10 protein-coding genes are annotated in these 14,025 nt (G+C 41.5%); 3 read left to right on the top strand and 7 right to left on the bottom strand.

All coding sequences use genetic code 11. The features are described from left to right. Position 1 precedes the first annotated feature (1 nt). The 5 genes from ACTNC6_RS08220 to ACTNC6_RS08240 all read right to left on the bottom strand — a co-directional run bounded on the left by ACTNC6_RS08220 (position 2) and on the right by ACTNC6_RS08240 (position 6,466). Positions 2–409, bottom strand: a complete 408-nt coding sequence (locus ACTNC6_RS08220; RefSeq protein WP_441043822.1) for an ATP-binding protein — start codon at positions 407–409, stop codon at positions 2–4. 3 nt (positions 410–412) lie between these two features. Beyond that, complete coding sequence (locus ACTNC6_RS08225) at positions 413–2,080, bottom strand: SpoIIE family protein phosphatase (protein WP_441033918.1); 1,668 nt, start codon at positions 2,078–2,080, stop codon at positions 413–415. Next, on the bottom strand, positions 2,059–5,010 hold the full coding sequence (locus ACTNC6_RS08230; protein ID WP_441043823.1) for an MFS transporter: 2,952 nt from the start codon (positions 5,008–5,010) through the stop codon (positions 2,059–2,061). The genes ACTNC6_RS08225 and ACTNC6_RS08230 overlap by 22 nt, the downstream gene beginning before the upstream one ends. A gap of 5 nt (positions 5,011–5,015) precedes the next feature. After that, entirely contained in the window at positions 5,016–5,975 is a 960-nt protein-coding gene (locus ACTNC6_RS08235) for a phosphatidylglycerol lysyltransferase domain-containing protein (RefSeq protein WP_441043824.1), read from the bottom strand. A 194-nt stretch (positions 5,976–6,169) separates the two neighbouring features. Next, complete coding sequence (locus ACTNC6_RS08240) at positions 6,170–6,466, bottom strand: STAS domain-containing protein (protein ID WP_441043825.1); 297 nt, start codon at positions 6,464–6,466, stop codon at positions 6,170–6,172. 175 nt (positions 6,467–6,641) lie between these two features. Between ACTNC6_RS08240 and ACTNC6_RS08245 the strand changes: the two genes are divergently transcribed. Continuing rightward, entirely contained in the window at positions 6,642–7,097 is a 456-nt protein-coding gene (locus ACTNC6_RS08245; protein ID WP_173742749.1) for a CYTH domain-containing protein, read from the top strand. Positions 7,098–7,104: 7 nt separating this feature from the next. On the opposite strand, the gene ACTNC6_RS08250 is transcribed toward ACTNC6_RS08245, so the two are convergent. Continuing rightward, entirely contained in the window at positions 7,105–8,454 is a 1,350-nt protein-coding gene (locus tag ACTNC6_RS08250) for an MATE family efflux transporter (protein ID WP_441043826.1), read from the bottom strand. An 80-nt stretch (positions 8,455–8,534) separates the two neighbouring features. Here ACTNC6_RS08250 and ACTNC6_RS08255 point away from each other — a divergent pair, with 80 nt between their 5' ends. Further along, positions 8,535–9,440: an AraC family transcriptional regulator gene (locus tag ACTNC6_RS08255; protein WP_441033927.1), complete on the top strand. Its 906-nt coding sequence runs from the start codon at positions 8,535–8,537 to the stop codon at positions 9,438–9,440. Between the two features lie 289 nt (positions 9,441–9,729). Here ACTNC6_RS08255 and ACTNC6_RS08260 read toward each other — a convergent pair whose 3' ends face one another. Then, positions 9,730–12,891 (bottom strand): glycoside hydrolase family 2 TIM barrel-domain containing protein, encoded by a 3,162-nt coding sequence (locus ACTNC6_RS08260; RefSeq protein WP_291808957.1) that lies wholly within the window; start codon positions 12,889–12,891, stop codon positions 9,730–9,732. A gap of 206 nt (positions 12,892–13,097) precedes the next feature. Between ACTNC6_RS08260 and ACTNC6_RS08265 the strand changes: the two genes are divergently transcribed. Continuing rightward, positions 13,098–13,973: an AraC family transcriptional regulator gene (locus ACTNC6_RS08265; protein ID WP_441038440.1), complete on the top strand. Its 876-nt coding sequence runs from the start codon at positions 13,098–13,100 to the stop codon at positions 13,971–13,973. The last annotated feature ends 52 nt before the right edge of the window (positions 13,974–14,025 follow it).

Genomic DNA, 14,025 nt, shown 5'->3' on the forward strand with positions numbered 1-14,025 from the left:
ACTATAAATTCTTTTTTATAACAAGTATATTCTTCCCATCAGAATAGCAATAAGACATTTCATCCATACTTTTTTTAACCATATAAATGCCAAGACCGCCAATTTCCCGTTTTTCTGCGGTCAGACTGATATCAGGATCTTCTTTTTCCAGTGGATTATAGGGAATTCCCTTATCTGAAAATGTTACACAGACCATTTTCGGATTATCCTGGATCTGAAATCCTACAGTCACCTTTCCTCCCTGCTCACCATAGGCATAATATGCAATATTGCTGAGAATCTCATCAATCGCGATATCTATCTGCATTCTGACTTTTACAGGACAACCATAGCTGTCCAGAATATCATCTGCAAATTCTGTTACCTTATCTATGTTTGCGGCAACAACATCAACAGTTATTTCCTTCATTGGCTAGTCCCCCATTTTCTTTGTATACTCAAGACACAGCATTGTAATATCATCAAACTGGTCATTGTCTCCTACAAAAGCGTCAATATCCGCCTTTACAAGCTTCAGGGTTTCTTCCGGATTACTGCTTAAGCACTGCTGGTTCAGAACATGATCCAGTCTGTCCATTCCGTACAGCTTTCTGTCCTTATCCGTTGCCTCTGTCACTCCATCTGTATACTGGAATATTTTGTCTCCGATATTCAGCTGAAGCTTTTGTTCCTTATATACGATGTCCTCTATCCCTGCAAGGACGAAACCAGCACGTATTTTGTAGGCTTCATAGGTATTGGTTTCCCTGCGGTAAACAAATGGCATTTCATGTCCGGCGTTTACATACCTGAATTCACCGGTCACAAGATCCAGCACACCCTCAAAGGCTGTAATAAACATTCCGTTTTCATTGGATTCACACAGAATATTATTGACCTCTGTAAAGACCTCTCCCAGGTCTCTGCCTGGCTGTGTATGATCCTTGATCAGGGTTTTGCCGATAACCATGAAAAGGGCTGCCGGAACTCCCTTGCCGGAAACATCAGCCATAACAATTGCCATATGTCTGTCATCAATCATAAAGAAATCATAAAAATCTCCGCCAACTTCCTTTGCCGGTGTCATGGTCGCATAAATATCCATCTCGTCTCTGTCAGGAAATGCAGGGAATATACAGGGAAGCATAGAAGCCTGGATCTGTGTTGCCACATTCAACTCTGCTCCAATACGCTCTTTCTCAGCAGTCACCCGGGTAAGGTTATCCATATAATTAATAATGCTTTTCTGCATGGATTGGGTTGCGTGATAAAGTTCTTCTATCTCATCTCTGGTATGAATATCAAGATCTACGATGTTGTTCTCATCATACCCTTCCTCGCCATTGCCAAATTTGTGTGTTGCTTCCGTAAGCAGTTCAATAGGCCTGGATATTCTCTTTTTGATTTTTCTGGATATGCCCATACCGGCAGCCAGGATGATCAGAATGCAAAGACATACCATCAGTACAGTAAAACGAATGGTATTTCTGACAATCTCTGTCATGTCAATATCTACAAAGGCAACTGCACATTTTTCTCCGTCAGATGAAAGTACCGGCTCTCCGGCAGATGACAGCCATCCAAATTCTGTTCTGCTCACAGTAGGCTCCAGGCGTTCGTTTCCTTTCAGTTTATCAAATCTTTCCGAAAGCTCTTCCTTATAGCCAAGAGTCAGATAGCCTGACGAAGGATCAAACAGATACACACTGGAATGATCCTGGATCATCTGAATATACAGATATTCAATATTCATATCTGCCTGTATAGAATGAAGATATTCATTTATCCTCTCATAATTCTGATACATGCCTTTCGCTTTAAGCCAGTCTATGATCGGCTGTTCATCATCAGCTGCTACTGCTTTTTCCTGGATCTGTTCAAATTCCTCTGTATCTATCTCTTTACACAGTTCTTCGATAAAATCCCCATTTACCTGATCTGATACCGTCTTCGCGATTTCAAGCGCTTTGTCATTATAGAGTTTTCTATACTGTCTGTTATTCACAAGAGAACTTCCAAGAAGCATTAAAACCCCAACCACCAACATAGAACCGATGAGAAATTTAATCAGTTCAACATTCAGCTTTCGTCTTTTTTCCATGCTCTTTGACCTCCTTTTTTGTCTCTGTGTGCTGCAAATGTGGTGCTGATCAGGAAAGCTGCTGAAAGCACATTCACAAGGATCAGCACAAAGATAAGACCTCTGCCTACACCAAGGACCAGCACATAGCCAAACACAAAGGAACCCAGAGACTGTGCACCGTTCTCAAACAGGCTGTAAACCCCAAGTCCTCTGTCATATCCAAATCGTTCTACATCCTTCAGATCTGTAAAATAACTGGTAAGTAATGGAATCCCAAAGCTGTCTGCAACTCCGATCAATGCCAGTGCGATCAGAAGAGATGGTATATTCTGAAGCATTGCCACCTCCAGAAAAGCTGCTGCATAAATAAACGCAGCTGCTGCAAGCCCCAAATGCTTCCATCCTCTGTTGGAAAAGAATTCCGTGAGAGGAGTTCCCAGGATCAGTACAAAAATTCCGTTTAAAAGATAGGTATATCCAATATAGGTTTCCGAAAGTCCCCATTCAGAACCAACAATAGGGAACATATAATTCAGGAAATATCCACAGATCAGAAGCGGAATCATCATCAGCAGGAAAAAACTAATAATCCTTGGACGAAAGATAAACTGAACAATATTCATATGCGTGTCTTCTGTTTCGCAGTTTTTCTCTTCGTTATCTGAAGTATATTTACTCATATACTTATTTGCTACCAGAAACAGCAACACACTGAGTACTGCAGTGACAGCAAACAACGCTGTATAGGACATCCATTGCAGAAGGAAGCCACCAAACACAACTGCACAGTTTGCACCGCTCAGGGAGGATACACTGTAATAGGCATAGGCTCTGTTCTTCTCCTCATCAGGAAGCTCCACGATCATAAGATTGACAAGTAAAAGCAATACTCCCCAGCCTGCTCCAAGAAGCAGGGAGCTTAACGTAAGCAGCCATATATTGGGAACCACTCGCAATCCAAGTCCTGCTGTAAGTAGTATAGAACTTACAAAAACAGATCTCTTTGCCCCAAGCTTATGTATTACCTTTCCTCCAAATGCTGAGAAAATGGCGCCGGATAACACCTCTGCAGATATAGGAACTGCTGCAAGCATGGCCGGTGATAATCCCTGTACTGACATCTTCTCAGAAATCTTCATTGCATAGATGGGAAGAATCGCACAGGTCAGATTTGTAAAAAAGAAAACAAGAAATACAATAAATCTGAAAATTTCCACAGGAAGTCTGCTATTGTTTTCCTCCTGTTTTCGTCTTTTCAGTTCCTGCCTTCCCTTTATAAAATAAATCACCTCAAAGGTAAGCATGAAAAATACTACCATAATTGCGATCAGATTGATGATCAGAGACACCTGGATCTCTCTGCTTTTCTCTGTCAGACTGTTCATATCTGTTCCGACTTCTATAATCCCAATAATATCTCCGCTTTTATCCCGGATGGGACTATGGATAAATACAAAGCTTCCGGAGCTTGAATTTGTAGCATAGGTTTTTGTAGCCCCCTGCTCCATAACCTGCTGAAGATCTGTGCCTTCATATTCCCAGTCATAAGGATAAGCCACACAAATATCCTCCAGGGTATAAACCAGGGTAACAGTTCCGTCTTTTACTTTATAAAGCACACAGTACAAATCCTGTGAACTGTCAGAATCTGAAAAAAATACATCCCGTACCACCTGCCGGACCTGTCTGTAATCCTCATTCATAAAATCAGAAGGCTTTTCCAGCCTCTGAAATGCATCTGCAGGAAGTCTGTTTGTTACTGCTGATGCGGCAAATTTCTCTCTTGTATAGGTTTCATCGACCAGCAGACTTTGAAACTGCGGAAACAAGGTGCCAATAAACAGAACCGCAACTCCCACAATAATCCCTATGACTGCCATGGTAATCTTTGCATAAAAGCTGAATTTTTTTACCAGTATCTTTAACAAAGTCACCGCAAAAAGCAAAGCAGCAGCGACAATCACTGCACAGGCAGCCCACAACAGGCAGTTCCATACCTGCAGTTTTCCTGATAACGGAACGTCCCAGAACTGTTCATAATCCTCTCCGTTCCACAATATAACAGAATAATTGGTGGAAGAAACCAAGATTCCCGGTGCACTCACATGATATGCGATCTCTCTTTCCTTCAAAGGCTCTTCCACAGTAAGTCTGTCTGTACTTCCGGTATTTTCGACATCACAGAATATCCGTATAATATCCCTGAGGCCTATATCGGCTGAATAAAGCACTCCATCTGAGTAACTGATTTCCTGCGGAATACTTCCGTCAACTGTATCACTGTCATAGAGCAGTTCATCCTGTCCGCTGTCTGTATATTTATAAATTTTACCATCATAAGTCACATAAAACAGGCTATCACTGTCTCTGTCATAAGCACAGCACAAAATCCTGTCCTGCGCATCAGCAACAGAAAAAGCCTTTGAGCTTCCCTGCTCTGTATTGCTGACCAGAATACTGTCATCTTCCTTTTGCATGTAGATCACACCATGCTCTGTGGGTACCATTCCCACAATGTTGCGCCTTATACTGCCTTTCTCTGCTTCTACAGAAGCAACCGTTGATATATATTTTCCCTTTGATGACAGTTTGACGATTCCTTCCCTGGCAATCTGAACGCCCTGCTCAATACGGACATCATGAAGATATACATTTCCGTCTCCGTCTGCCACAACCCGCTCGGCACTCAGAAAACTTTTATCAGAGGCACATGTCTGCCATAAAAGCCTTCCGTCAGCAGATATTTTCAATATTTTCCTGTTGGAATCATCAGTCACATAAGTACATCCATCCCCATCTCCGGATGCATAGGACACTGCTGAAAATGTATAAAGTTTAAAAGGATTGGTAAACATCCATTCCCTGCCTGCATACACTGCAAGCACAGAACATACTGTCAAAAGCAGCACAATTATTAGAATCCACTGTTTTTTTCTCTTATGTTCCATGCACCTTAACCTCTTTCTGTTAATGTAAGTTTTGATAACAGGGTATGGGCAGGTGCCATATGCTCTTTATAATAACGCAGATTTTCAACTCCCATATCTTCTGTGTAATTGATCGTATCTGCAGACTGCAGATATCGTTCAAAGCTTTCCCTCAGCAAATACTCATTAATTCCCTTGATCCGGTTAACTGCATTTTTATACTGATATACTCCAAGTCCGTTACGACAGCTCACAATACAAAGTCCTGCCATTTTTTCCTCTACCCGTACAAGGATTCCATTGATCCTGATTTTGTCAAAAACAGGAACCAGATTGTCGATCACCCGGAGCAGGCAGCCACAGTGGCACTCCTCACAAGTTTTCTCCCCACACCATTCCCTTTCCATAAATCCCCGGATCTCCTCCCGATGGAAAGGGGTTATCTCTTCTGTCTCATATGCAAATCTGCGTTTGAAATAATTATAACGGTAACGGTCATCCTGCGTATCCATACCTGCCAGAAACTGCTCAGGCGTAAAGGTATAATCCATATAATCACGGTTATCCTCTATTTCAAACTGAATGCCGCTGGCTTCATAATAAGGAAGCATCCATGGAACCACATCCATAATGATCAGCTGTGCATCAAATTCCGCAAAATCTTCCTTCAGGATCTGCATAGCTTTCTTTATCTTTTCCTCCGTATAGTTTCCTACAAACGGAACAGCTACCGGATACCCTTCTGTATTCAAATATGTAATATTGATTAAAAGCCCTTCTGCTATTTTAAAATAGGTGGGATAGGAATCCCTCCATCCGATCAAATTCAAAAAGCTGGTGTTGGCTGACCAGTGTTCATTCATACTGTCATAATACGGATCAAACAGGCTCTGATCCTCCACTCTAAGTTCCTGATAACCACGCGCAAGGAAGCTTTCCAGCATTTTCTGTGGTATTTTATAATATTTTTTTGTATCTGATTTCATACGGTCTCCTCTGAATATCAGTGCATAATCTCCAGCTATGATCGTGAGAAATATTTACAGCTACGCACTTACAAATATTATATCTCCATTTTTCAAATATTCCAACATAATATTCATAAAGTTGTTGGTTATATTCATTCTTTATAATAAAAATATGGCTTTGCGAAGCTATTCCACAAAGCCATATTTTTATTCTATTCTATCGTCAGGATATCTGAAAAGCCAGTCACTTCAAATACATCATTTATCACATCATTTACATTTTTTATGATCATGCTTCCCTGCTTGTTCATAATCTTCTGAGCTGCAAGAAGAACACGCAGTCCTGCTGAAGATATGTATTCCAGCTTTCCAAAATCAAAGACTAACTCTGTAATCCCATCCAGAAATTGTTTTAACTCTCCCTCTAATGTGGGGGCTGTGATGGTATCCAGTCTTCCCTCCAAAGTAATTTCCAGTTTTGTTCCTTCCAACTTCTTATCAATTGTCATAATGCGGCCTCCATTACGTGTATATACGCATTTTGTTAAAATGTTTTTTATATAGTAACACATAAGTTCTATTTTCTCAATATCACACATATTTTTCTTGTCTCATACTCATCATAGGTGTTATCATAATCATAAAACTGTACCGCCATTTCATATTTAAGGAGGAACATTTCTCATGGAAATCGAACGTAAATTTTTAATATCCAAGGAAAATCTGCCCAAAAATCTTGACTCTTATCCACATCACAGGCTAGAACAAGGCTATTTATCCACCGCACCGGTAGTCCGGATCCGCAAAGAGGATAATAATTACTATCTCACCTACAAGTCCAAAGGTCTCATGACCCGTGAAGAGTACAACCTTCCACTTACAAAAGAATCCTATGAACACATGCGTCCAAAAGCTGACGGAATCCTCATCTCCAAAACCCGCTATCTTATCCCGGAAAAAAATGGGCTTACTATCGAACTGGATGTATTTGATACACCATATGAAGGACTTTTCCTCGCGGAAGTGGAATTTTCTTCTGAAGAGCAGGCACTCAAGTATACTCCGCCTGCATGGTTCGGAGAAGATGTTACAAACTCTGGCAAATATCATAACAGCCGTTTAAGTCAGGGAAACCTCTGACACATTTCTATTTTTCTGGTGTCTTCGATGTTTTCATCATCTTATAATAAACCGGAATCAGAAGTGCACAGGCTCCGATCCACGCCATTGGACTGGCAATACATACAGATGTATATCCGATAATTCCGGAAAGACCTACTGTTGCAGCGATTCGCATAACCAGTTCAATCATACATGCAGCAAAAGGTGCTTTGCCATTCTGCATGCTCTGGATGGATGTACGGTATACTGCCAGCAGTCCAAGCACAAAGTAAAAGGGAGCTACGATCGTCAGATACATATCTGAATAGTGATAGATTTCTTTTGTGGGATCTGAGAGAAACATTCTTACGATCGGATGTCTCAGCAGCAGAATTCCAATACACATGATCAGGTTAAATGCTTCTGTCTGAATCAGACAGGCACGCACACCCTGACGGATACGGTCCCATCTGCCTGCACCAAAATTCTGAGCCACATAGTTGGAAATTGCGGTCATCATTGCATTGTTTACCAGTACAGAAAGCTGATCTGCTTTCGATGCTGCGGTATATCCTGCAACTGCTGCAGTACCCAGTGAGTTTACCACTGCCTGCATGGCAAGCTGTCCGATACACATGACAGACATCTGGAATCCCATAGGAAATCCGGTCTTCAGGTGCAGGACTGCCGTGTCTTTTAAATCTGTAAAATCTTCTCTGTGCAGATGCAGAATCGGAAAATTCTTCAGTCCTACAACCAGACTCAGCACTGCGGAAAGGAACTGTGACAGAATAGTCGCCCATGCAGCACCAGCCACCCCCATATGAAACGGTACAATAAACAGAATATCAAGAAAAATATTTAATACAGATGAAAATACCAGGAAATACAATGGTGTTTTACTGTCTCCCAATGCGCGGAGCATATTTGAGATCATATTATAAAAAACGGTAGCACCTGTGCCAAGCAAAACTACAAACATATAGTCATATGCTTCACCGGAAATATCAGCAGGAATCTGCATCCAGCGCAGAATCTGATGAGAAAGCAGACAGCAGATCAGTGTCAGCACTACTGTAAACGCAATACTCAGAAGTGTGGAAACCGCAACGCTCTTGCGCATTCCTTTTTCATCCTTTGCCCCGCATTTCTGTCCCAGACAGATACCAAATCCACCTGTGAATCCATTGATAAAACAGAATACAAAATAAATAATAATACTGGTGGAACCTACTGCTGCCAGGGAGTCTGCTCCCAGCATTTTTCCTACGATCACAGAGTCCGCCAGTGTATAAAAAAGCTGAAACAGATTTCCCAGAATTACAGGAATCGCAAATTTCAGCAGTGACCGGAACGGATTGCCTGTAGTCAGATCCATCTCTTTTGATCTTGCCATGTTTACTCCTCCTTGCGCGTTAATGTGTCTAACGCTATAATAAATTTATTACTTTTAAATCAGAATCGGAGAATTGTAAAATGGCTATGCGTAAAATTCTGGTGGATGACACCAACCGAGAACTTTGTGAACATGGAACTGCCGGCTTTCCCATGACCGTAAATCATGATGACCTCTGGGCTTTTGAGGGGAAAAGTGTTCCTATTCACTGGCATAACGACCTGGAGATCAGCGTTCCCAGAGAAGGGGCAGCGATTTATCAGGTTTACCAGAAAAGCTATACTGTCAGACCTGGGGAAGCTCTTGTACTGAACCGAAATGTACCGCACAGCTGCCATTCGCCCAATAACAGTCATGCGCGATACAGCACTTTCCTGGCACGTCCGGATTTCATATATGGCGAATTCGGAAGTGATGTGGAACGCAACTGTTTTCGGCCTTTTCTGCAGAATTCTGCGGTTCCCTGTATTCTGCTGAATGAAGAAAACGAATGTACTAAAAGCGTGTTACAGAGACTCAATGAAGTTGAGGAAATCTTTGATCAGAAGTCCTATTGTTATGAACTGAAGATCAAAGGTCTTCTCTGTGAAGTGTACAGTCTGATTCTTTGTGAACATCAGAAAGAATTCACAAAATTCATTCCGTCTAACCAACTTGAACTGGAACGATTGGAGCAAATGTTGAATTATCTTAATACACATTTTGAGTCTGTAGTTTCTCTGCAGGAACTGGCTGATCAGGTTCATCTGTCCAGAGAGGTCTGCTGCCGTCTGTTTAAGAAAATGACTGGCAAGACAGTTACCGGATATCTGGAAGAATACCGTGTCAACCAGAGTCTGTCACTGGTACAGAGCAGTCAGTACTCTATGATCCAGATCGCAGACATGACAGGTTTCAGTAATGCAAGCCGATTTGCTCACGCATTCCGCAAGCAGTTCGGCTGCAATCCTGGTGAATACAATTCTCTTAAGCGGCAGAATGTCTGATAAATACTTCTATTTCTGCTGCATGGCTAATTATATTCGAAACCTGTCTGAAAGACGATTCTTGTATTGATTTACATGATACAGATATTGACTTTTTCAAATCTAATAAATCTATATTTCTTAATCCGCGCAATCAAACGCGATAAAATCATCCGCTTCGATACTTGCTCATAACCAAATAGCTTCGAAGTCTTCAGTTAAAATACCGCACATCAATCGTCAGGTTTTCCACTTAGCTTTTGATGTGCGGTATAAAAGTCAGTATATATTCCAGTCTTATCTGATAGATTTATTTTTTCTGAAAAACCAATTTCATATCAAACTCAAAGTTCTCCTGATCCAGGCGGTATTTCTTTGAGAGTTCCGGGCCGCAGCTGTTAGAGCCGATACCGTTCTGTGCATAGTCCAGGCATAATACTGTGCTGCCGCAGTTCTCAAGTTCATAGCTGTGTGCTTTGTTTGTGAGTTCTTCCTGTGTATAGACAGATGCATTGAATGAGAATGTCAGGTCACTGACTGCGTAGATGCTCTGATCTTTGTTGGAAAGTTTTACATAATCACAGTCTGTATGGCTTCCGTTTTCCTGTGGACGAAGATAGTCTTCATGCATTTCCTCAACTGCTGTCTGGAATACTCCATGGTATCCTGCCTGTCTTTTATCAACGTAACTCTCTGCAGGTCCGATTCCGGAATAGGTAACGTCTGTGAACTCTTTGTCCAGGAACAGGCGAAGCCCAAATCTTGGAAGCATTGGGAATTCCAGGTCTCTTTCTACCTGCATTTTTACTGACACTGCTCCGTCAGGAGTGATCTGCCAATCTGCTTTTACTTCAAGGATTTTCTGGACGGTAGGTGCCATCAGGCCAATCACACTGTGAATCAGGACTGTTCCCTCTGCCAATTCATAAGTCGTTTTGTATGCTCTTGCATAGCTCTGGTCGTAGTGTGCATTCATCCATTCCAGTTTAATCTTTCGGTCATTGTCTGTCGGTGCCCGCCAGATGTTTAATTCCATTGGCTGTGTGAAAAGCTGCTTATTTCCTGCATACATTTTCTCAAACAGGCCGGTCAGTTTATTGAATACATATACATAGCCCTGCTTCTTGCCAGTGATTTTCAGATATTTGTCTGTATCCTCGATTTCTGTAGTGCTTCTGTCTATAGATTCATTTTCTGTGGCGTTTCTGCCTGTTTCACTATCTCCGTCAGCACCGCCAGCATTTTCAGAATCATCATTACTCTGCATCTTACCTGCAAACAAGTTTGCAACAGTCTGATTTCTTCCATCTTTGTTTGTCAACAGGATTTCATCAAATCCCAGATCCTGGTCTTTTTCCTGAAGTGCTGTTTCATCTTTCAGATGGTAGTTGATTTTAAGGTAGCATTTTCCGGCATCTGGTGTCTGGGCTGGAATAATCACTTTTCCCTCTTCTCCGGCAGGTATACTCTCTTTCAGCTGTATTTCTCCTATCTGTACATTCTTTCCGTCGCAGCTTACTTCATAGGTCAGATACAGATAATCTTGTAAGTCTATGTAATTCATATAGTTGTGAAGTACAGTTTTTCCTGATCCCTGATCATAGGATACGACTCTTGCAGGACGATATACATTCTTGTACTCTTTCAGTCCGGTATGCGGTGTTCTGTCCGGGTATACCAGACCATCCATACAGAAGTTGCCGTCATGGATTTCTTCTCCATGATCACCGCCGTAGAAGTAGATTGGCTTTCCGTTTTCTGCATCTCCTTTGTAAATGGCGTGATCGCACCACTCCCATACAAATCCACCACAGAGAGAATCATATTTCTGAATATATTTAAAATAGTCCTCTAAATCTCCAGGACCATTTCCCATAGCGTGGCAGTATTCTACCAGTAACAGAGGTTTGTCCGGAGTTTTTTCCATATAGTCTTCGATTTCTTCAAATGCAGGATACATTCTGCCTACAATATCAATATTGGAATAATCATACTCTCTGTCTGTGCTCTTATAAAAGGCGCTCTCATAAGTAGTCAGACGAGTCGGGTCATAATCCTTTGTCCACTTCAGTGCTTCTTCAAAGGTGCATCCGTATCCGCATTCATTTCCCATTGACCAGATCACGATAGATGGACGGTTCTTCTCTCTGCATACGCAAAGTTTTGTACGATCCAGAGTGGCCGGAATGAAATCCGGATTGTTGGAAATTCGTTTGTTCCAGTGCTCCACTACATTGTCCCATTCTGAATTCTGCAGATACTGTGTCTGTGTTCCATGACTCTCATTGTCTGCTTCTGCAATCACAAAGAATCCATATTCATCACATAACTGATAGAAATACGGAGAGTTCGGATAATGGCTGCTGCGGACTGCATTAAAGTTATGCTGTTTCATCATTGTCAGGTCTTTATTTATCTTGTCAATGTTGATCACTGAACCTGTTACCGGGTCAGAGTCATGTCTGTTTACACCATTGAATTTAATCTTTGTGCCGTTTACATAGATTACACTTCCATTGCGGTGAATCTCACGGATACCGACGCGGTCAGTGATTACTTCCTGCTCTGATACAAATACGATTTCATACAGATATGGTTTTTCAGGTGTCCAAAGCTGCGGATCACTGAGGACAAATTCTGCTTTGTAATTATATCCGTCACTGCATTCTGCAGGAGTGAATTTCTCTGTGTCTACCAGATTTCCAGACATATCGCGAAGCAGGATCTCTGTGTCATCTGCGATGCATTTTTCTCCCATAAAGGATGCCTGGATTTCAATTTTGGCGCTGTTTTCCTGTGGTTCTGTTTTGATGAAATAATCATACAGAACGTATTCTGGTCTTTTCAGAATATATACGTCACGGAAGATTCCTGTCATTCTGAACTTGTCCTGGTCTTCCAGATAAGTTCCATCACACCATTTCAGAACCAACACTGCCAGTTTGTTTGTTCCCTCACGCATATAGGCAGTTACATCAAACTCGCTTGTCGCATGGGATACCTGGCTGTAACCCACAAAGAAGCCGTTCATCCACACATAGAAGCAGGAATCTACACCCTCGAAATTCAGAAATGCTTCCGGTGCATCTGCATCTTTATGATATTGGAATTCGTAAACATACGCTCCGCATGGGTTCTCCTGCGGTACATATGGCGGGTCCAGTGGAATTGGATAACGGACATTGGTATACTGATGACTGTCATAGCCGAAATTCTGCCAGATACCTGGTACCGGAATCCGGTCAAAATTGTCTGTGTCAGCTCCATCTTCATAGAATTTATTCTGCAGGTCGTAAATGCTCTTGTAGAATTTGAATTTCCATACGTCATTCAGAAGTTGCATTCTGTCTGATTTTTCTCTGTCATGGACCAGCGGTCCCATCTCTTTTGATGCCGGCATATAATATGCACGATATGGCATAGTGTTCTCATGTAACACGTTCAGGTTTTCGTAATATTTTGGTACAATCATGTGGCTTCCTCCCAATACTTTTTCTCATTATATTCTGCGTGAAATCCCTTATATTTTCACGCCCGGATCAAAGTTTTCCATTCACCCCGTGAATACTGTTATTATAGTATTTGGGAGCCGGAAAACATATAAACTCTATTCGACAAAACATGCACAAAATGATATAATTTTAAATATCAGATTCGAATTTTACAGGAGGTTTTCCTATGTACACAAACTCCGCATACTGGCATCAGTCCCGTGTTGATTTTAAAGATAAAAAGCATTCTCTATTTGTCGGAAGCTGCGGTACTTACCGTCTCTATACAGTAAAAAAACTTCCCACTCACCGTCCCCGCGGGCGTGTAGATTATCAGCTTTTATACATTGCTTCCGGTAAAGCTCACTTCTATTTTAATGGAAAAGAGCAGGTCGTATCTGCCGGAAACATGGTACTGTACCGTCCGAAAGAAGAACAGCGCTACTATTATTATGGAGCGGAGCATCCGGAAGTGTACTGGGTTCATTTCACAGGAAATAATGTAAAGAATATCCTGCGTAAATACGGGATTGCAGATGATGTGCATGTAATCTGCTCTGGTATTTCTATGGAATATAAACAACTATATCAAAACATGATTCAGGAACTGCAGCTTAAGCAGGAAGACTATGAAGAATTACTGGTCAATTATCTGCGTCAGCTTTTTATTCTGATTCACCGCCAGTTTCTTACCAAACCGAGAAAAAAGAATCCAATGATCATGGATGACATGGCTCAGGCTGTGGAATATTTTCGGACACATTATAATAAACCTGTGAGTATTGAAGATTATGCTGCTTCCCACAATATCAGCGTCAGCTGGTTTATCCAGAATTTCAAGCAATATACAAATACTACGCCGGCTCAGTATGTCCAGCTTTTGCGAACCACCAATGCCAAATCTCTGCTGGAAACAACTAATTATAATATTTCAGAGATTTCCAATCTGGTAGGATATGAGAATCCTCTTTATTTCAGTCGTTTTTTCAAAAAACAGTTTGGAGTTTCTCCCTCACAGTTTCGTAAGCAGCTGTTGATCAATGAAGAAATTCATTCTAAATAGAATTTCATGTCTGTCATTTGGTTATGAACAGACAGTGAAACGAATATTTCTC

Origin of the sequence: Blautia sp. HCP3S3_C4, from assembly GCF_052064095.1 — a bacterium.
Taxonomy (GTDB): Bacteria; Bacillota; Clostridia; order Lachnospirales; family Lachnospiraceae; genus Blautia_A.